This is a genomic window from Aquimarina celericrescens, from assembly GCF_042682765.1.
GTDB lineage: Bacteria > Bacteroidota > Bacteroidia > Flavobacteriales > Flavobacteriaceae > Aquimarina > Aquimarina celericrescens.
The window spans coordinates 37,222-55,375 of the sequence record NZ_JBHUHY010000015.1; the positions used below are offsets into that span (position 1 = coordinate 37,222).

The window sequence follows — 18,154 nt, forward strand, 5'->3', positions numbered from 1 at the left end:
TTCCTTCTAAAACCAATTTTTTTCTAAGCACTCAGCCATCGCTGTTCGCGCTCTGTGTATAATAACCCAAAGGTTAGACGCAGTTATATCAAATTCATTACAAATAGCTTCTGTCTCAAAACCTTGAATTGTTTTCATTTTAAAAATAGTGGCTTGCTTTTCAGGTAGTTTGCCCATGCAGTTATGTATGGCCAATCCTAACTCTTCATTTTCTATATCGCCTTCTGCATTTCTATCAAAAGGATCTGCCACCCGTTCTTCTAACCAATCACCTTCAGTTTCGGTATCTGTTGAATAGCTCATTCTTACCTCGGCCTTACCTTTATTGCTGTTTATTTTACGATAATGATCAATTATTTTTCTTTTCAGAATTGAAATAAGCCAGGTACGTTCACTCGCTTCTCCTTTAAAATTCTTCATTGATTTAAGGCCGGCAAAGAAGGTTTCCTGTACAAGATCCTGTGCAATTTCTTTATCATCAACTCTTACAATGGTATAATTAAATAAGTAGTCACTGTACTTATCAACCCATGCGTTGGGATCTATGGTATTTGCTGACATTGTTGTTTCTATTGTTGTATTCATCAAAAATAGAATAAAAAGTTGAATCTTAGGATGCTTTAACAAATGTATAATAGGTAGAAATTAATCTAGGTTTCCTACATGAAATACTTTAGAAACAGACAATTTAGGGTATGTTCGTTTCAAGATACTTTTTGATGTGAAGATTTCTTGAAGTCAAAAATTGAGTCAGGTATTGCTTTAATACTAGATGGTCGAAAATTTTTCCTAAAATACCAAATGGAGATTGAAATCGTAATACATCTGTCATTTCTGTTCCAGAAGAAGTTGTTTTGAAGATATGTTGATGTTTAAATGATTTAAAGTTTCCTTTAACCATTTCATCTGTAAAGCTTTCCGGAAACTTGAATGAGGTAATTTTGCTTTGATGTGTCAGGTATACCCCAAGATGCTTTCCTTTCCAAGTCACGGTTTCATTTAACGCTATCCATCCAGAAGTTCGTCCAGCAATAGCTTTTTCTTTTGTCTCTTTGGCAGATTCTGTGTGAAAATCAATATCTCTGGCTAGATTAAATACATCTTCAATTGAAGCATGTATGATGGTTTTTAGCTGTATTGTCATCATAACATATTAGGTTAGGGAACGTAACGCAGATTCAAGATCGGGGTATGAAAATTCAAAACCATGATGTATAAGTTTTGAAGGGATCACATTTCTACTTTTAAGGATAAGTTCTGTTTCTGTTCGAATAATTCTAGCCCCAAATTCTAGAAGAGTTTTTGGTATGGGTATTGCGATTGGGATCTTTAGAACTTTTTGGAGTGTTTTCATAAAATCTGAATTTGTTGACGGTTTGGGAGCAACAATATTAATAACGCCATCAATATTTGTCTTGCTTATTACAAATTCAACACTTCGCGCAAAATCTATTTGGTGTATCCAGCTTAACTTTTGATTTCCATTACCTTGTTTTCCTCCTAATCCTATTTTGGACAAGTTTAAGATCGGGGGCAGAGCACCTCCGTTTTTGCCTAGTACTATCGAAGTCCTTAACGCAACTTTTCTGGTGTTGGGTGTTTGCTGTTCAAAAAATGTTTTTTCCCATTGGGTCGCAACATTTACAGAAAACCCGGTTCCTATTTCTCCATGTATTTCATCCATTTCTTTATCTAGAGAATGACGATAAATAGTTGCAGTAGATGAATTGAGCCAAGTTTTTGGAGGAACTTTGCATGCTGCAATAGCCTCTCCTAAAACACGCGTAGCCTGTACTCTTGAAGACAGAATTAACTCTTTGTTTTTTTGATTGTATCTGCAATCGACAGACTTACCTGTCATATTAATGAGTACATCTGCATTATTTATTTCATTTTTCCAATCCCCTAGAGTTTTTCCATCCCAATTCACATAGTGTATGCCATTTTCTATTCGGTTTTTTCCTCGTGTAAGAATTACAATTTTTTCGACTTTATCTTTAAAATAATCGGAAAGTGTTTCTCCTAGGAAACCTGTTCCTGCTGCGATAACAATTTTTTTCATTTTTCTGCCGTAATTAGGTAATATCCAAAACTTTTTAGATGCAGTCCAGAGAGTAATGCGAATAGAGATCCCTTAAGATTTTTCCAGCTTTGAGGTTTCAATATTTCTTTTTTGAATAATTTTTTAAGAATAAATCCGATGACGGCAAAAGGAACATGCAATACAGATGGAGCTACTCTAAAAGAAATATCTTCAACTTGTACATTTTTAAAACCTATTTGCCTAAGCGTGTTTTTGACAGTAGTAATACTTGCTAATCCCTCAAGACTCCATCCTTTGCATAGTTGTGCGTAGCAGTAATTACTACCCAGGCATAATTGTTCTTCTTCTTTTTTTAAGAATGCGTCTGCGATTACTAGTTTGGCGCCAGGTTTTAATATCCTACAAGTTTCTTGTAGAGCATGTTCACTGTGGCCAGAATGACAGAAACTTTCTATCGCGTATGCGCCATCTATACTATTAGTTTTGAATGAAGTATTTTCATAATTTTCTGCTAATATTAGTCCATTACTATTTTTTAACCTTTTATTTCCTTCCCTCATTTGAAAGGAAGAAAGTGTTACTCCAATAATATTAAGTAAGGGATATTTTCTTAAACCGTATCGCATTGTGCCTCCTATTCCGCAACCCAAATCTGCAATCAGTGAATTCTTTTTAGGAACGTCAAGACGATCAAAAACTTGGTTATTCATTTCATTAAGCATCGAATCTCTTTTGAAAAGATTTGTTTTAAAGGGAATATAATACCCGAAATGCATATTAAGATCTTTACTCCAAAACTCATAATCTTCAGTAGCTTCGTCATAAAACTGAATTATTTTTTCTTTTGTTGCAGAACGTTTAATTCTTAATTTTTCTAATAGTGTCAGCGTGCTCATGGTTATTTTAATTTAGATTAAAGAAACCAATACAATTGTAAATCAATAATAAGCTATACACCACTGCAAAGAGGACGAAGAGGCAATTCATGAAGTAGCTGCCTATTTTGAATATTTTTTTCTTTGGTATGTCATACATAGGATAATATGCAATCTGAGTGAGGACTTTACCCACCCAGTATGCAGCAATTAATCCGGTGAGTGCTATGGCTAATTCTGATTGTTCTTTTAAGTTAGATGTGAGAACAATTGCAATTAAACCAAATGAAAAGTTGAGTCCTTGAATATATCTTCCGTAAGTTTTGGCTATTTCTTGATTTAAAGGCTTAAGTTGCTTTACATCATTGTACCAATCGAAAACTTGGTGTCTTATATAAGGATATATTAAAGCGGTAAATATTTGACCGATTCCTCCGGTAATAATCAGCCAATTTGGGATGTTGAGTGTCATGTTTTGATTATTTTAAATTTTCAGAAAAAATTGAAAGATATGTTGAAATAAAAAGCGGATATCTCTTTATCCACTCTTTGGTTTTCCTACTTAATTAACTTTAGCAATGCTTTGGTAATCCAGTTACTTTCTTGTCCAATAACTTTATTCACCATAATGTCCAAATTATTTGCCATTTCATGCAATGCTTTAGTCTGTCTGATCAGTTCTTTGGTTTTGGCAGTGCCGTCTTCTTGAATGTTTGAAACATCATTCAAAACTTTGATGGTAGGTTGTAATTCTCTACGACTTCTTTCTTTGGCAATTTGCCTGGCCAGTTCTTGAACATCTTTTTCAGAGGTAAAATACTCTTTTCGCTCTCCCATCTTATTTTCCTTAAAAACAATCCCCCAGTCCATCAACTGGCGAAGGTTCATACTGGTATTTCCTCTTGATATTTGTAATTCTTCCATAATATCTTCCATAGACAGCGGTTCTGGAGATATTAAAAGAAGTGCATGTATTTGAGCCATTGCCTTATTTATGCCCCACAGCGTACCTAGTGCTCCCCAGGTAGATATAAATTTATTTTTCGCTTCATTGTAATTCATATAACAAATATACAAATTATTTTAAACTTTCAAAATATTTTGAAAGTTTAAAATAATAGGGTCTTAGTTAAGCAAAAAAAGTTTATACAGTTGATATTTTGCGGGGAACCCATTTTTGTTAAAAGTTGATTTTGTGTAAGTTATACCTCTAACACAAACTCACATAAAAATGAAAAAATTCAATCTAATTATTTCAATGGCATGGCTATGCTTATTCTTTACCTTTAGCTACGCGCAAGAACAGACTCATGACATGTTTTTTGCTACCATGCAAAGCGATGATGCCAAAGGTCTTCAGCTTAATCATCCTAATGATATTAAAATTCTTAAATCTGCAAATGGTTATAGCGCAGTGATGTTAAGTGATAAAGCTGCCGAAGAATTACATCACAAAGTGCTGGTTCATGGACCTGGATTTATTTATGAGAACTCGGCAAAAAATGCTATGTCTGCGATAGAGAATATTGCAAAAATGTCAAGTAGGGTACATCAGAAAGTGGCATTTTCGATCACTCAGGAGGCTTTGGTACGGCAAAGCCTTGATTTGGTAAATAATATTAATATCGCAAACCAGATTCAGGAGTTGGAAAGTTATGGAACCAGATACCATACCACAAACTTTGCCAGACAAGCAATATTGGATTTGAAAGATAAGTGGGAAGGTATTGCTGCAGGAAGAAACGATGTATCGGTAAGAATTGTTGAACATACCAGTACTGCGATGCCTTCTGTTATCATGACCATCACGGGTACTGAGAAGCCGGATGAATTTGTGATTCTTGGAGGACATGCAGATTCAACTGCCGGGGGCAATAATTCGAATGCACCAGGAGCCGATGATAATGCTTCGGGGATTGCTACTATCACAGAAGCAGCCAGGGTGTTATTCTCTATGAACTTCAGACCCAAAAGAACGATAGAATTTATGGCTTTTGCGGCAGAAGAAGTTGGACTTAGAGGATCAAAAGAGATCGCAGAGGATTATAGAAACCGTAATGTAAACGTAGTAAGTTATATGCAATTGGATATGACCAATTATAAAGGTTCTACCAACGATGTATATGTGTCTACAGATTCTTATAATGATGATACATTGAATAATTTCATGATCGCATTATTGAACTATTATAATGCTTCAGGAGTTCATAGCATTACGTATGGTACTTCGCAATGTAACTATGGTTGTTCTGATCATTACAGCTGGGCCCAAGAAGGGTATGCTGTTACATTTCCTTTTGAAGCAAAATTCGGAGAACACAATCCAAATATTCATACTACCCGAGATACTTTTGATCGTTCTCCTACTCCTAATGCTACTCATGCGGCAAAATTTGCAAAGTTGGCTTTGGAGTATTTAATAGAAATTTCTAACGGAGTAACTACTGGAGGTCCCGGTGGAGGAGGTGCATGTACTACGACTGTCAATTCTTTTCCTTATGGGCAAGGGTTCGAAGGATCTATTGGATCGTGGGATCAATCAACAACAGATGACTTGAATTGGACTATCAATTCTAACGCAACTCCTTCTAACGGTACGGGACCTGGCAGCGCTATCGAGGGATCATCATATATTTATGTTGAAGCTTCTGGTAACGGAAGTGGTTTTCCTGGCAAGAGAGCCATACTAAATTCCCCTTGCTTTGATTTGACGGGATTATCCACAGCAAGTTTTAGCTTTAAATATCATATGCAAGGTGATGCTGTAGGTACTTTGTCTGTTGAAGCAAGTACAGATAATGGTTCTTCGTGGACCACGGTCTTTAGCAAATCGGGTACTCAAGGCAGTAACTGGAATGAAGAAAGTATAGATCTAGGATCCTATATTGGATCTGTGATTCAATTTCGATTTAACGCCGTAACCGGTAATAGTTGGCAAGGCGACATTTCCATTGATGATATTAATGTTGGAGAGTCGGTTGTTGATCCGGGACCAAGCACTTGTGAAGCTTTGAACTTCAATGATTTTGCAATTACAGCTTTTTCTAACCAAGATTCAGCCGGGGATTACACGGTAACAAATGGCGGTTCTGGATTATCCTTACAAAATAATTCATGGAAATACATCGCACTGGATTATACAGTAACCTCTGCAACCGTTATAGAATTTGATTTTAGCAGTACTTCGCAAGGAGAAATTCACGGTATAGGTTTTGAAAATGATAATACCCTAACCGCCGATAGATATTTTAAAGTTCATGGTACTCAGAATTATGGAGTGACCAACTATGATAACTATTCAATTGGAACAATACGTTATGTCATTCCTATCGGAAGTTTTTACACAGGTGCTATGGATCGCCTGGTATTTGTTAATGACAATGATGCAGGAACCGGAAATACCTCTGTTTTTTCTAATGTAAAGATATATGAAGGTTCTTGTACGGGGTCTTTGAGAAGCAGTATTACAGATTTTGGATCTATTGCTCCTGTATTAGGAGATCAGGACGAAGGAATATTATCTTCATTAAAAATAAACCCTAACCCTACAAAGGATAGTTTCATGATAAACTTTGGAAATGATAGTACAAACGATATTGAAGCTACTCTGTATACGATTTCGGGAGCAAAAATAAGTCAGCTACCTTTACGTCCTGGCATAAATAATTTCTCTGCTAAAAAATTAAGGCTAAAAGCAGGAATATACCTAATAGAAATTGAAACTTCAGGGGAAGAATCAGTAGTGCAAAAAATAATAATCAGATAGATATTTAAGTCAAAAAACATAAAGGTGCTTCAGAACGACTGAAGCACCTTTTTTATCTCTAAAGTTTAACGATCAAGAATTACTTGATTAGTCCGGCACGTTTTAATAAAGCTTCTGGTTTTGGTTCTTGCCCACGAAAACGTTTATAAAGTTTCATTGGATTTTCGGTACCACCTTTGGATAAGATATTATCCATGAACTTAGAGGCTACTTCCTTATCAAAAATTCCATTTTCTTTAAAGTATTCAAATGCATCGGCATCTAATACCTCTGCCCACTTGTATGAATAATATCCCGCAGAATATCCACCTTGAAAAATATGGGAAAATGCCGTACTCATGCAATTTTCTTCAACATTTGGATATAAAGAGGTTTCTGCAAATGTCTTTTTTTCGTGCTCTTTAACGTTTGTAATACTACTAGGATCTTGTGCATGCCAGGACATATCTAGCAATCCAAAACTTAATTGCCGTAGCGTGGCCATACCCTCCATAAAGGTTGACGATTCTTTAATTTTTTCCACTAGTTCCATTGGAATTGTTTCCCCGGTTTCATAGTGTTTTGCAAAAAGCTCTAAAGCTTCTTTTTCATAGCACCAGTTTTCAAGAATTTGACTCGGTAACTCAACAAAATCCCAATATACACTTGTTCCGGATAAACCGGGATAGGTAGTATTAGCCAGCATACCGTGTAAGGCATGGCCAAACTCATGAAACAATGTAGTGACTTCGTTAAACGTTAACAGCGAGGGCTTGCTGGGAGTTGGCTTCGTAAAGTTGCAAACAATAGACACGTGAGGCCTAATGTTCTTGTTATCTTTTCTCATCTGAGATTTATAAGATGTCATCCAGGCACCGTTACGTTTTCCCGGTCTGGGATGAAAATCTGCATAAAACAAGGATATAAAATTTCCTTCAGCATTTGTAACATTATAAGTTTTTACCTCCTCATGATAGGTGTCAACCTCGTTTGTTTCTTTAAATTGAAGTCCAAATAGTTTGTTGGCTACAGCAAATACCCCGTTGATTACATTTTCAAGTTTAAAATATGGTTTCAGCTTTTCATCATCAAGGTTAAAAAGCTTCTGTTTTAGTTTTTCGGTGTAGTACGCCCCGTCCCATTTTTCCAGGTGATCGATTCCATCTAGTTCTTTAGCAAACCCTTCAAGCTGTTTAAATTCTCTTTCTGCAGCAGGTTTTGCTTTTTCCAAAATTTCATTGAGAAACGCAAATACCTTATCTGGTGTTTCTGCCATTCTCTCTTCAAGAATATAATGGGCATGAGATGTATATCCCAGAACCAAGGCACGTTTATGTCGCAGGTTAGCAATCTTTAAAACATTTTCTTGATTATCAAGATCGTCATTGTGAAAACCCCTAGCACCAAATGCAAGGACTAATTTTTTTCTTAACTCTCTGTTTTTGGCATAGGTAATAAAAGGTATATAGCTAGGGTAGTCCAGGGTAATTAACCATCCTTTTTTATTTTTGGCTTCGGCCATCGCTTTTGCTGCTTCTTTTGCTCCTTCTGGAAGACCTTCTAGATCTGATTCATTAGTAAGCAGCATTTCGAACTTATTAGTTTCTGCCAATATGTTTTCGCCAAAATTCAAGCTCAGTATCGAAAGCTTTTTGTCAATCTCTCTTAACTTTTTCTTTTTATCTTCAGGAAGATTTGCTCCATTTCTTGAGAATGACTTATATCTTTTTGTAAGTAATGTATATTGTTCTGGATCAAGATCGAGTTCTTCTCTTTGGTGATAAACTGTCTCAATTTTTTTAAATAAATCTAAATTGAGAGCAATGTCATTGCTAAATTCTGAAAGTAATGGAGATGCTTCCTGGGCTATTTTTTGAATTTCTTCATTAGTTTCTGCACTATTAAGATTAAAAAACACGCTGGTAACACGGTCGAGTAATTCTCCACTATACTCCAAAGCTTCGATGGTATTGGAAAAAGTAGGAGTATCTGAATTAGATACTATTTGATCTATTTCTTTTTTGGCTACGGATATACCGTTTTTAATGGCAGGTAAAAAATGCTCTGATTTTATTTTGGAAAACGGAGCAGTATCAAATAATGTTAGTAGTGGGTTGCTCATATTATATAAACGATATTTTTTTAATTACTTTTTGTATTGTTTTTTTGTGTCGATAAAATTCGTCTTTTGTCGAAAAATGGATATCTCATGATGCCCTTTTTTCATTATTCTAATAATTAGACGTGTACATTTGAAACGGTTTATTAGTAAAAGGCCTGATGCAGAAAATATAAATATTATTCTTGTTTAGGGTATGAGTGATAACACTATATTTTCTAAGCAAAGGCCAAATATATGGAAAGGGCTGCAATTAATGCAGCTCTTTTTGTTGTTAAAAACCTTTAAAATTTAGTTAATAAGTTGGTTAGTGGATGTGTTTTCTATTAAAAAAAACTCTTGAAACTCAACAAGAATGCGGTTTGTCGAAAAAAAATGCATTTTGTCGAAAATTGTTAATAAATATTCGTTACTTTTATTGTGTAATTAAAGTAAGGTTTTACCTTTGTTACAGGTTTTAAGAGTATGGTCTTACAATGAATTTTTTGTGTAATATATTTAAGTTGGTTAATAAATATTGTTATATTCTTCTGTAAGACCTGATATTTAAAGAGTCACCGAAAGGTGACTCTTTTTTGTTTTTATGTTTATATAGTATCTGCGTTATTGATTAATCTTTTTTGCGCCCTCGATTACTTTTTGTTTGAGCCCTTCTTTATACATCAATATTTTGTCCAGAGTACAAGTGTCGCTAGCCCCAACAATCTGTGCAGCTAATATACCAGCATTTAAAGCTCCATCTAGCGCGACAGTTGCCACAGGAACTCCACCAGGCATCTGTAGAATAGAAAGTACAGAGTCCCAACCATCAATAGAATTTCTTGATTTAACAGGAACACCTATTACTGGTAAAGGAGTTAAAGATGCTACCATTCCAGGTAGGTGAGCGGCACCTCCAGCTCCCGCTATTATAACATTGATTCCTCGTGTATGAGCATTTTTAGCATAATCAAACAATTTTTCGGGAGTGCGATGTGCAGATACGATATCAACTTCAACTTCAATATCAAACCCTTGTAATACTTCTATAGCCTTTTCCATTACGGGCATATCGCTAGCACTACCCATTATTATTCCGACCTTGCTCATGATACTATTTTGTTATGATTATTATTGTTTTCTTAAATTAGAAAGTTTTATTTACTTACTACTTTTATTGTGTTTTTTACCTTTTCAGCAATTTTTCTAGCTTCATCTATATTTTCATGCACAATAGTTACATGGCCCATCTTTCTAAATGGTCGTGTTTGCTTCTTGCCATAAATATGTGGGGTTACACCAGGCATTTTCATGATTTTTTCAATGTTTTTGTAGACTACATCTCCCGCATGACCTTCAGCACCAACCAAATTTACCATAATTCCGCCTACTTTACTCTGGGTAGCTCCCAAAGGTAAGTCTAATATTGCTCTAATATGCTGCTCAAATTGATTAGTATAACTCGCTTCTATACTATAATGACCACTGTTATGTGGTCTCGGAGCTACTTCATTAACCAAAATTTCATCACTCTGTGTTTGAAACATTTCTACGGCCAATACACCAACATGTTCGAATGCTTTGGACACTTTTTCTGCAACTTTAATAGCTTTTAAGGTAATAGCATCACTTATTCTTGCAGGGCATATCACATATTCTACTTGATTTGCTTCGGGGTGAAACTCCATCTCTACTACAGGATACGTTTTGATTTCACCACTTACACTGCGCACAACAATTACTGCTAATTCATTTTTGAAATTAATCATTTCTTCAGCAATGCACTCTACATCTGGTAGTTTTGCAACATCTGCTCCAGACTTTATGACAGAAACGCCTTTGCCATCATATCCTCCTTGAGTACTTTTCCACACAAAAGGAAGTTTAACACGATTATCAGTTATTCCTTCGGTAAGATGAGCTTTATTCGAAAATCGTCTAAATTTTGCTGTTGGAATATTCTTTTCTTCATAGAAGAGTTTTTGCCTCCCTTTGTTTTGAATAATTTCCAATGTTTTTGAACTCGGATATACTTTTTTGCCTTCTCTTTCTAGTTTTGCAAGAGCTTTAGTATTAACAGTTTCAATTTCGAAGGTGAGTACATCAACCTTTTTTCCAAAATCATAAACGGTTTCATAATCCATTAAATTGCCTTGTTGAAAATGATCACAGGCTATTTTACATGGTGCATCAGGACTAGGATCAAGAACACAAGTTTGAATGTCATACTTTCTTGTATCATATAACATCATTTTACCTAATTGACCACCTCCTAAAATTCCTAACTTAAAATTTGACGAGAAAAAATTTTCCATTACCGGGGGATTCATGTTTACCTTAATGAAGACAAAAATAATTTTTTCAGAAAGAATAACCATAATAATAGGAAGTAAATGCTAGAGTCAAACTTTTATAATCACTATCTTTGCCGCTTTAATTGAAAAACCTAGTAGTAGTTAGTATAGTATTTTATGATAAAACTGCACGATTTACAATTTATCCCATTTATTACGGAGAATGAAATAGTAGCGGCAATTGATAAGATGTCTGATAGATTAAATAAAGATCTTTCAGATAAAAACCCTTTATTTATTGGTGTATTGAATGGTGCTTTTATGTTTGTTTCAGAAGTACTAAAACGATTTCAATTTGATTGTGAAATTAGCTTTGTGAAATTGGCTTCATATAAGGGAACCAAAACAACCAATGAGATTCAAGAATTAATAGGCTTAGAAGATAATATATCTGGACGGACCGTCGTGGTTCTCGAAGATATTGTGGATACTGGAAATACGATAGCTTTGTTGGATAAAATGCTTAAAGATAAAGATTGTAAAGAGGTTAAAGTTGCAACATTATTTTTTAAACCTGAAGCATATACTAAGCAAATTAAAATAGACTATTATGGGATCGAGATCCCTAATAAATTTATAGTGGGATACGGATTAGATTATGATGGTCTTGGCCGTAATCTCACAGATGTTTATCAACTAAAATCAAGTAACATGACAAATTTGGTGTTGTTTGGCCCTCCAGGAGCAGGAAAGGGAACACAAGCAGAAGTTTTAAAACAAAAATATGATCTAATACATATCTCTACCGGAGACGTGTTTAGGTATAATATAAAAAATGCGACTAAACTTGGCACATTGGCAAAATCATATATTGATAAAGGACAATTAGTTCCTGATGAGGTTACTATAAATATGCTTAATGCCGAAGTTGACAAGAATCCAAATGCCAATGGTTTTATTTTCGATGGCTTTCCCCGAACCGAGGCTCAGGCAGATTCATTATCAGAATTATTGGTTTCAAAGGGATCAGAAGTAAGCGCCATGGTGGCATTAGAGGTTGATGATGAGGTATTGGTACAAAGATTATTAGAAAGAGGTAAGACTTCAGGGCGTCCTGATGATGCAGATGAGACAGTAATTCGTAATCGAATTAAAGTGTATTATGATGAGACTGCAATCTTAAAAAATTACTACCAGAAGCAAAATAAATATTTTGGAGTTGATGGAGTAGGAGCGATTAATGAAATTACAGAAAGATTAAGTCAGGTAATTGATAAGCTTTAACGTTGTCTCGATGTAGTTTACGAGGACATCTTTGTTATCGTATTTCATTAAAATGGCTTTAGTATATACTGTAATTATAGGAAACGAATTATGACAGAAGGGAATTTTGTAGATTATGTAAAGTTGCATATTGCTTCCGGAAACGGAGGTAAGGGATCTGCGCACCTACATCGTGAAAAGTATATATCCAAAGGAGGTCCTGATGGTGGAGACGGAGGCCGTGGAGGGCATATAATCATACGTGCTAATCCAAATATGTGGACCTTGTACCATCTTAAGTTTAAGCGTCATTTTAAAGCCGGTCATGGTGGACATGGTAGTAAAAACCGAAGTACAGGAGCAGATGGGGAAGATATTTATGTTGATGTACCCCTGGGAACTGTAATTCGAGATACTGAAACACAAAGTATTATTAAAGAGATTACCGAAGAGGGACAAGAATATATCGTCGTCGAAGGGGGAATGGGAGGACGTGGTAACTGGCACTTTAAAAGCCCAACCAATCAAACACCACGGTATGCCCAACCTGGTATAGAAGGACAACAGCGTGATATTACCTTAGAGCTAAAAGTGCTGGCAGATGTAGGGCTGGTTGGATTTCCTAACGCTGGAAAATCAACGCTGTTATCTGTAATTACCGCTGCAAAACCAAAGATTGCCGATTACGAATTTACTACCTTAAAACCTAATTTGGGTATTGTAGAATATCGTGATTTTCAAACTTTTGTAATGGCTGATATCCCTGGTATAATTGAAGGTGCAGCAGAGGGTAAAGGGATCGGACATCGTTTTTTACGACACATTGAGCGTAACTCTACATTACTTTTTCTGATTCCGGCAGATGCACCAGATATTGTAGAACAATATGAGATTCTTCTGGATGAGTTGCGGCGCTATAATCCTGATCTTTTGGATAAAGACAGACTTATTGCCATTTCAAAATGTGATATGCTGGATGATGAGTTGAAAGAAGAATTGAAAACAGAATTAGACGGGCAATTTAATGTTCCTTATTTATTTATCTCCTCGGTTGCCCAACAAGGACTACAAGAATTAAAAGATAAGTTGTGGCAAATGCTGAATAATTAACCTAAACGGAATAGCCCTGTTTTAGAATTCCGTTTGCTGCTTCTGGATGTTTTTTAAGATAAGCAGCTACAAAAGGGCATAGCGGAACAAGTTGATATCCATTTTTACGAATGTAAGCTAAAGTTTTCTTTATAATCGCACTCCCTAATCCGTTACCTTCTAATGACCTGGGAACTTCTGTGTGCGTTAGGTATATTGATTCTCCTTTGGCCAAAATATACTCAATAAACGCAATCTTATCTTCTACATGTAATTCAAAACGTTTTTTTGGATGATCAGTATTGTTAATGAGCGTTAATTGTGACCAGTTTTTCTTTTCCATAGTACCAATGTTTTTAAGATACTTTCAAATTTAAAAGATTTAGGATGGTGCAGGACTTAATAATAGGTTAAAGTTCATGGAGCAAGCGCATCATATATTCTAATACAAATAGTATTATCAACTTTATAGAAATAAGGATATGAATTTCAAGATATTGTTCCTCAATCAGACTTAGGTTAAACCCAGCTAACGCTTCAGGGAAAACCAAATAATCCGAAGGAGCTTTGATTCCTATAGTTAAGATCATTGCCCAACCAAAAATCAATTATAGAAAATCACTAAATTTGGCAGAGAGCGATGTTTTGAAGCCAATAATTAAACATAGAGCTAACTAGATCTCAATAAGCTAGGCAATACTACCAATGATATTAATAAGGTTAACGAGAGCCCAGGGATTACGTAGTTTGTATATGCTGAAAAACTATCCTATTCATCCCAAGCAGATTTCTCTTCTGGCCATAAACCTAACCTATCTGCTGCAGCCGATAAAAACCCAATAGTTAAAATAACCCTTAGTAAGAGTTTGATACAAATTGTTTATATTTTCATGTTACTTATAGATTAATCTTGAGAAGGTATTGGTTCCATTAAAGTAGCACGGCCAATTCTGTTCCATACATTGATACAGCAAATACCCATAATGATGTCTGCTATTTCTTCTTCTTCAAACAATTTAATGGCTTTTTGATAAAGTTTCTCGCTTAATCCATGTGTAGAAATATTGGTTATTTCCTCGGTCATTTCTAGAATTATCTGTTCTTCTTCAGTAAAAAAAGGAGACTCTCTCCAAGTTGATAGCGCATGAATACGATATTGCTTTTCTCCCTGTTGCACAGCTTCTTTGATATGAGATTGTACACAATATGCGCACCCATTAATTTGAGAGGCTCTTATCTGGATTAATAAAAACGCTAAGGTCGACAAGGTACTTTTCTTAAGATCATTGTAGAGATCAAATATTGGCTTGTAAGCTGTTGGCTTCACCTCATTAATGTCAATTCTTTTTGTTTTCATGTCTTTGTTTTAAGGGTTAAAAGACAAAATTCAAGATAAAGAATGAGGAAAAAATTAATCTAGATTAAGAAACAAATTAAATCTTTTTACGACCTCTTATTTTACTTAAAAATTCTGGAGTAAATCCCAAATATGATGCAAGCATATATTGGGGAACTCTCTGTACGAAATCAGGATTGTGTTTGCAGAAAATGCTATAAAGTTCTTCGCCAGATAGGTTGTAGATGAATTGAATTCTACGTTGATCGGCAATTCTAACTTTCTCCAGGATAATTCTAAAGTATCTGTTCAATTCTAGAGAATCTTTTAGAATAGTATCCAGTTTTTGCTTGTTTATTTTTAATACAATCGAATCCTCTGCAGCCTGAATGTTCAGTTTTGAAGGGGTTTGGTTAATAAAACTGTCAATATTTGTAAGCCACCAGTTTTCAATTCCGAAGTTAACGATCTTTTCTACTCCCTTTTCATTGACAAAAAATGACCGAAGACAACCTTTAAGGATAAAATACTGGTGTTTGCAATATTGTCCTTGCTTTATAAGGGATTCTTTATTTTTCAAGGTTTCAAACGTCATAGCATCAAGAAAAGTTTGAAGGTCACTTTCTGGTGGGGATACAAATTTTAGTATGTGATTTTTGAGTTGATCTTTCATATTTCAAGAAAATAGAGGTCTTAATAATCGTTTGTATTGTTATTCTTTTTTTAGAATCAAAAACTCGTCATCCATTACATTTCCGACTAAAATTAGGTCTTCAAATGGTGCGGCAACGCTAGAGCCCGACATAATTTTTCCGTCCTCTACATATATTTTCTCTACTGTATAATCGCCTTTACCTCTATATTCTATTTTGATGATTTCTGAAGGTGCAGTTTCTTTTTTTCCTTTTGCGTAAGCTTTAAACCTTAATAGATTTGGATGTCCGCCACTCCATAAGTTTCCCTTGCCATCGATTTCTATGTTATCTACTCCAGTGCCGCAAGGGATATCTTCAATAAAGTCTAAAGAGCCATCATTTTTTTTGAGGTATACTTTTATCAGGAAGCCTCGGGGAGAGGCTACATAAATTAGGTTACGTTTGAGATCAAAATTTATTCCGTTTGCATAAGCGATACCATCAGCGACTTCTTTAAATGAATTACCATCATAATACACAACATTAGCAACTGAAAGTCCACCATATTCTTCTAAAAGTTTACCAATGCCTTTGGAGTAACCATGATCGTTGGTAAAGTAGAAGCGATTTTCATCGATCATAACCAAGTCATTCGGACTGATCATAGAGGCATCGGTCAGAGATCTTAGATGATTGATATTTTGACCGTCAAAAGTGAAGACTTCAACCGAGTGTTCATTGGTAGTATGATTAACCGCCATTATTGTATATGTACTATCTTTTTTGATCATTGAGATGCCATGGGGAGCAAAAGGTTTGTCAAAAGAAGCGGTGAGAAGTTTAATAGAGAATTTTTTGTTCTTTAGATCCATAAGATACAATCCTCCTTGCTCTTGTTCGGTAGGAGGGTAAACAGCCCTATTGGTGGATGAGATCAATGCAAAATGGTCTGTGTTGCTTATAGTAATATCCTCTGCGCCTGGTAGTGGAACTTTTTTTAAAATAGTGCCTTGAAATTGATTTTTAATCGTTCTGAAAAATCCTGTTGAGATAAGAGTATGGGAAATAAAACCTGTGATAAGAACTAAAATTACTAAGGAAATTCTTTTGATAAGACGACGCATAAAATGATGAGCTTTAATTTTTTTTGGCTTATCCCCTGGTATAGAATTGACAAGTATAAATATACCAAATAAATTCTACTGGAATAGGCAATACAATACTCCGTTGAAAACTACTCTTTATATAATTATAAAATAAGATATTTAATGTATTGGTTGGTTGACTACTTAAATTGAAAACGCTTACTAATCCAAATCCAACGGATACTCATTCGTTAACATATATTAACTCGATTTAAAATATTTTTAACACGGTAAAAAATAATACCGCGTGTCCAAATCAGTTTAATCTTTATGTGTAATTATCAACCTCAATTTTTCAAAATGAAAATTCAAAATATTTCAACTGTTTTAGCCTTGTCTGCATTAGTATTTACTACATCATGTGATATGATAAAAATGAACGTTTCTCAACAGGACGGGGACGACAAATTAATAGCACAGAATATAACCGATATAGAAAAAGTAGAAGAAAAACTACCAACGATAACCGAATTTGTATCTGTAGATAAAGGATTTTCTAGGTTTGTTGCTGCGTTAAAAGTTACAGAATTGGATAAAATATTGAATGAAGAAAAAGGATATACGGTTTTTGCACCTATAAATACAGCTTTCGATGGCTTCTCTGAGGGTGTTGTTGAAAAGCTTTTAAAGCCAGAAAATAAAGATCAACTTGCTGAAATCATAAAATATCATATTATTCCGAGTGTGATTACCAAAGAGGATATCATTACTGCCATAAATGAAGGTAGAGGAAGCGTGCCTTTGAGAACTTTAGGAGGAAAAAAACTAACAGCTTCCCTAAAAGGTAATAGTATATTTTTAATTGATGAAATGGGTAATGGGGGTAAATTGATCACTACTGATGTAGAGGCGGCAAATGGATTCATTAATACGATAGATGGTGTAATGCAGCCTAAAAAATAGCCACATTCTTCTTACATTTTACATAACTAAAAAGCGGAAACTTCACTAAAAAGCTTTCGTTTTTTATTGATGCATTTTTAATAATCTAAAATCGTAGGGTGTCCATAAACAGGCTTTGATATCGCTTTGTTTTAATCCGGTATTTACCCAGCTATTGCATGTTCTAAAACAATTATAATTTCCGGTAGCTTCATAAAAATCATCATTTTTAAAATAACCCAGTCCTGGGAGTAAAACCTTATTGCCATATGAATCTAATTGGAAGGTCTTACTAATATATGAGTTCATCTTTTCAAGCTGTACGCTATTTATTTTTATTTCGGCCCAATCTTTTTGAGTCTTTGAATATCTAGTTACATGTATTAATGTTGAGGTATTTACAAACAAGGCTCTAAATCCATTTACAAAGGTCAAATCTCCCCAGGTTGGTGTTTCGACATAAAAGATTCTGTCTCCCCAGCCAAACGAAAAAAACTGTTCCTGATCTTCAAATTTTAATCCATCAAGAATTAATGGATCCAGATTTTTCTTGGGAATGATTATTTCTAAATGTACGCCATTAGAGCTCAAATAGATACTATGATCATTTTTGGTTATGTCATTATCATTGTTTACAGGAATATAAGTTAAGATCAAAGACACAAGAAAATATGTAATTGGTATCATTAAAATGAATCCAATATATCGTAGTATTTTAGTGATGCGACTTTTCATCTTCTTACATACC

General features: G+C 34.8%; 18 protein-coding genes. 4 read left to right on the forward strand and 14 right to left on the reverse strand.

Features of this window, described 5'->3' with window-relative positions:
* Positions 1-6: 6 nt before the first annotated feature.
* The 6 genes from ACFSJT_RS13125 to ACFSJT_RS13150 form a co-directional block, all read right to left on the reverse strand.
* Entirely contained in the window at positions 7-561 is a 555-nt protein-coding gene (locus ACFSJT_RS13125; RefSeq protein WP_378321137.1) for a sigma-70 family RNA polymerase sigma factor, read from the reverse strand.
* 127 nt (positions 562-688) lie between these two features.
* Positions 689-1,147, reverse strand: coding sequence for an SRPBCC family protein (locus ACFSJT_RS13130; RefSeq protein WP_378320750.1), 459 nt, complete (start codon positions 1,145-1,147; stop codon positions 689-691).
* A gap of 6 nt (positions 1,148-1,153) precedes the next feature.
* Positions 1,154-2,062, reverse strand: coding sequence for a TIGR01777 family oxidoreductase (locus ACFSJT_RS13135; RefSeq protein WP_378320751.1), 909 nt, complete (start codon positions 2,060-2,062; stop codon positions 1,154-1,156).
* On the reverse strand, positions 2,059-2,940 hold the full coding sequence (locus ACFSJT_RS13140) for a methyltransferase domain-containing protein (protein WP_378320752.1): 882 nt from the start codon (positions 2,938-2,940) through the stop codon (positions 2,059-2,061). The genes ACFSJT_RS13135 and ACFSJT_RS13140 overlap by 4 nt, the downstream gene beginning before the upstream one ends.
* Positions 2,941-2,947: 7 nt before the next feature.
* Positions 2,948-3,391, reverse strand: coding sequence for a hypothetical protein (locus ACFSJT_RS13145; RefSeq protein ID WP_378320753.1), 444 nt, complete (start codon positions 3,389-3,391; stop codon positions 2,948-2,950).
* A gap of 86 nt (positions 3,392-3,477) precedes the next feature.
* Entirely contained in the window at positions 3,478-3,981 is a 504-nt protein-coding gene (locus ACFSJT_RS13150) for a GbsR/MarR family transcriptional regulator (RefSeq protein WP_378320754.1), read from the reverse strand.
* A gap of 169 nt (positions 3,982-4,150) precedes the next feature.
* Here ACFSJT_RS13150 and ACFSJT_RS13155 point away from each other — a divergent pair, with 169 nt between their 5' ends.
* Positions 4,151-6,685, forward strand: coding sequence for a M20/M25/M40 family metallo-hydrolase (locus ACFSJT_RS13155; protein WP_378320755.1), 2,535 nt, complete (start codon positions 4,151-4,153; stop codon positions 6,683-6,685).
* A 79-nt stretch (positions 6,686-6,764) separates the two neighbouring features.
* Here the strand turns inward: ACFSJT_RS13155 and ACFSJT_RS13160 are convergent, their stop codons facing one another.
* The 3 genes from ACFSJT_RS13160 to ACFSJT_RS13170 all read right to left on the reverse strand — a co-directional run bounded on the left by ACFSJT_RS13160 (position 6,765) and on the right by ACFSJT_RS13170 (position 11,077).
* Positions 6,765-8,786, reverse strand: coding sequence for a M3 family metallopeptidase (locus ACFSJT_RS13160; RefSeq protein ID WP_378320756.1), 2,022 nt, complete (start codon positions 8,784-8,786; stop codon positions 6,765-6,767).
* Positions 8,787-9,386: 600 nt separating this feature from the next.
* Complete coding sequence (purE, locus tag ACFSJT_RS13165) at positions 9,387-9,872, reverse strand: 5-(carboxyamino)imidazole ribonucleotide mutase (protein WP_378320757.1); 486 nt, start codon at positions 9,870-9,872, stop codon at positions 9,387-9,389.
* A 47-nt stretch (positions 9,873-9,919) separates the two neighbouring features.
* Positions 9,920-11,077 carry a 5-(carboxyamino)imidazole ribonucleotide synthase gene (locus ACFSJT_RS13170; protein ID WP_378320758.1) on the reverse strand — a complete coding sequence of 386 codons (1,158 nt, stop codon included), beginning with the start codon at positions 11,075-11,077 and terminating at the stop codon, positions 9,920-9,922.
* Between the two features lie 156 nt (positions 11,078-11,233).
* Between ACFSJT_RS13170 and ACFSJT_RS13175 the strand changes: the two genes are divergently transcribed.
* A complete protein-coding gene (locus ACFSJT_RS13175) occupies positions 11,234-12,340 on the forward strand; it encodes an adenylate kinase (RefSeq protein WP_378320759.1) in 1,107 nt (368 codons plus the stop codon).
* Positions 12,341-12,430: 90 nt separating this feature from the next.
* Positions 12,431-13,429: a GTPase ObgE gene (gene obgE / locus ACFSJT_RS13180; protein WP_378320760.1), complete on the forward strand. Its 999-nt coding sequence runs from the start codon at positions 12,431-12,433 to the stop codon at positions 13,427-13,429.
* A 1-nt stretch (position 13,430) separates the two neighbouring features.
* On the opposite strand, the gene ACFSJT_RS13185 is transcribed toward obgE, so the two are convergent.
* The 4 genes from ACFSJT_RS13185 to ACFSJT_RS13200 all read right to left on the reverse strand — a co-directional run bounded on the left by ACFSJT_RS13185 (position 13,431) and on the right by ACFSJT_RS13200 (position 16,503).
* The gene (locus ACFSJT_RS13185; protein WP_378320761.1) at positions 13,431-13,751 is read right to left on the reverse strand and encodes a GNAT family N-acetyltransferase; all 321 of its coding nucleotides are present in this window, start codon (positions 13,749-13,751) and stop codon (positions 13,431-13,433) included.
* 561 nt (positions 13,752-14,312) lie between these two features.
* Complete coding sequence (locus ACFSJT_RS13190; protein WP_378320762.1) at positions 14,313-14,765, reverse strand: carboxymuconolactone decarboxylase family protein; 453 nt, start codon at positions 14,763-14,765, stop codon at positions 14,313-14,315.
* A 76-nt stretch (positions 14,766-14,841) separates the two neighbouring features.
* A complete protein-coding gene (locus tag ACFSJT_RS13195; RefSeq protein ID WP_378320763.1) occupies positions 14,842-15,417 on the reverse strand; it encodes a Crp/Fnr family transcriptional regulator in 576 nt (191 codons plus the stop codon).
* A 39-nt stretch (positions 15,418-15,456) separates the two neighbouring features.
* Positions 15,457-16,503 carry an SMP-30/gluconolactonase/LRE family protein gene (locus ACFSJT_RS13200; protein WP_378320764.1) on the reverse strand — a complete coding sequence of 349 codons (1,047 nt, stop codon included), beginning with the start codon at positions 16,501-16,503 and terminating at the stop codon, positions 15,457-15,459.
* A 321-nt stretch (positions 16,504-16,824) separates the two neighbouring features.
* On the opposite strand from ACFSJT_RS13200, the gene ACFSJT_RS13205 reads away from it, so the two are divergent.
* Positions 16,825-17,427 (forward strand): fasciclin domain-containing protein, encoded by a 603-nt coding sequence (locus ACFSJT_RS13205; RefSeq protein WP_378320765.1) that lies wholly within the window; start codon positions 16,825-16,827, stop codon positions 17,425-17,427.
* A 63-nt stretch (positions 17,428-17,490) separates the two neighbouring features.
* Here ACFSJT_RS13205 and ACFSJT_RS13210 read toward each other — a convergent pair whose 3' ends face one another.
* Positions 17,491-18,141, reverse strand: a complete 651-nt coding sequence (locus ACFSJT_RS13210) for a TIGR02117 family protein (RefSeq protein ID WP_378320766.1) — start codon at positions 18,139-18,141, stop codon at positions 17,491-17,493.
* Between the last annotated feature and the right edge of the window lie 13 nt (positions 18,142-18,154).

Bases quoted from the DNA above. Each gene is read 5' to 3' on its own strand.
- ACFSJT_RS13125 (WP_378321137.1), bottom strand. From the start codon at position 561: ATGTCAGCAAATACCATAGATCCCAACGCATGGGTTGATAAGTACAGT.
- ACFSJT_RS13130 (WP_378320750.1), bottom strand. From the start codon at position 1,147: ATGATGACAATACAGCTAAAAACCATCATACATGCTTCAATTGAAGAT.
- ACFSJT_RS13135 (WP_378320751.1), bottom strand. From the start codon at position 2,062: ATGAAAAAAATTGTTATCGCAGCAGGAACAGGTTTCCTAGGAGAAACA.
- ACFSJT_RS13140 (WP_378320752.1), bottom strand. From the start codon at position 2,940: ATGAGCACGCTGACACTATTAGAAAAATTAAGAATTAAACGTTCTGCA.
- ACFSJT_RS13145 (WP_378320753.1), bottom strand. From the start codon at position 3,391: ATGACACTCAACATCCCAAATTGGCTGATTATTACCGGAGGAATCGGT.
- ACFSJT_RS13150 (WP_378320754.1), bottom strand. From the start codon at position 3,981: ATGAATTACAATGAAGCGAAAAATAAATTTATATCTACCTGGGGAGCA.
- ACFSJT_RS13155 (WP_378320755.1), top strand. From the start codon at position 4,151: ATGAAAAAATTCAATCTAATTATTTCAATGGCATGGCTATGCTTATTC.
- ACFSJT_RS13160 (WP_378320756.1), bottom strand. From the start codon at position 8,786: ATGAGCAACCCACTACTAACATTATTTGATACTGCTCCGTTTTCCAAA.
- purE (WP_378320757.1), bottom strand. From the start codon at position 9,872: ATGAGCAAGGTCGGAATAATAATGGGTAGTGCTAGCGATATGCCCGTA.
- ACFSJT_RS13170 (WP_378320758.1), bottom strand. From the start codon at position 11,077: ATGGAAAATTTTTTCTCGTCAAATTTTAAGTTAGGAATTTTAGGAGGT.
- ACFSJT_RS13175 (WP_378320759.1), top strand. From the start codon at position 11,234: ATGATAAAACTGCACGATTTACAATTTATCCCATTTATTACGGAGAAT.
- obgE (WP_378320760.1), top strand. From the start codon at position 12,431: ATGACAGAAGGGAATTTTGTAGATTATGTAAAGTTGCATATTGCTTCC.
- ACFSJT_RS13185 (WP_378320761.1), bottom strand. From the start codon at position 13,751: ATGGAAAAGAAAAACTGGTCACAATTAACGCTCATTAACAATACTGAT.
- ACFSJT_RS13190 (WP_378320762.1), bottom strand. From the start codon at position 14,765: ATGAAAACAAAAAGAATTGACATTAATGAGGTGAAGCCAACAGCTTAC.
- ACFSJT_RS13195 (WP_378320763.1), bottom strand. From the start codon at position 15,417: ATGAAAGATCAACTCAAAAATCACATACTAAAATTTGTATCCCCACCA.
- ACFSJT_RS13200 (WP_378320764.1), bottom strand. From the start codon at position 16,503: ATGCGTCGTCTTATCAAAAGAATTTCCTTAGTAATTTTAGTTCTTATC.
- ACFSJT_RS13205 (WP_378320765.1), top strand. From the start codon at position 16,825: ATGAAAATTCAAAATATTTCAACTGTTTTAGCCTTGTCTGCATTAGTA.
- ACFSJT_RS13210 (WP_378320766.1), bottom strand. From the start codon at position 18,141: ATGAAAAGTCGCATCACTAAAATACTACGATATATTGGATTCATTTTA.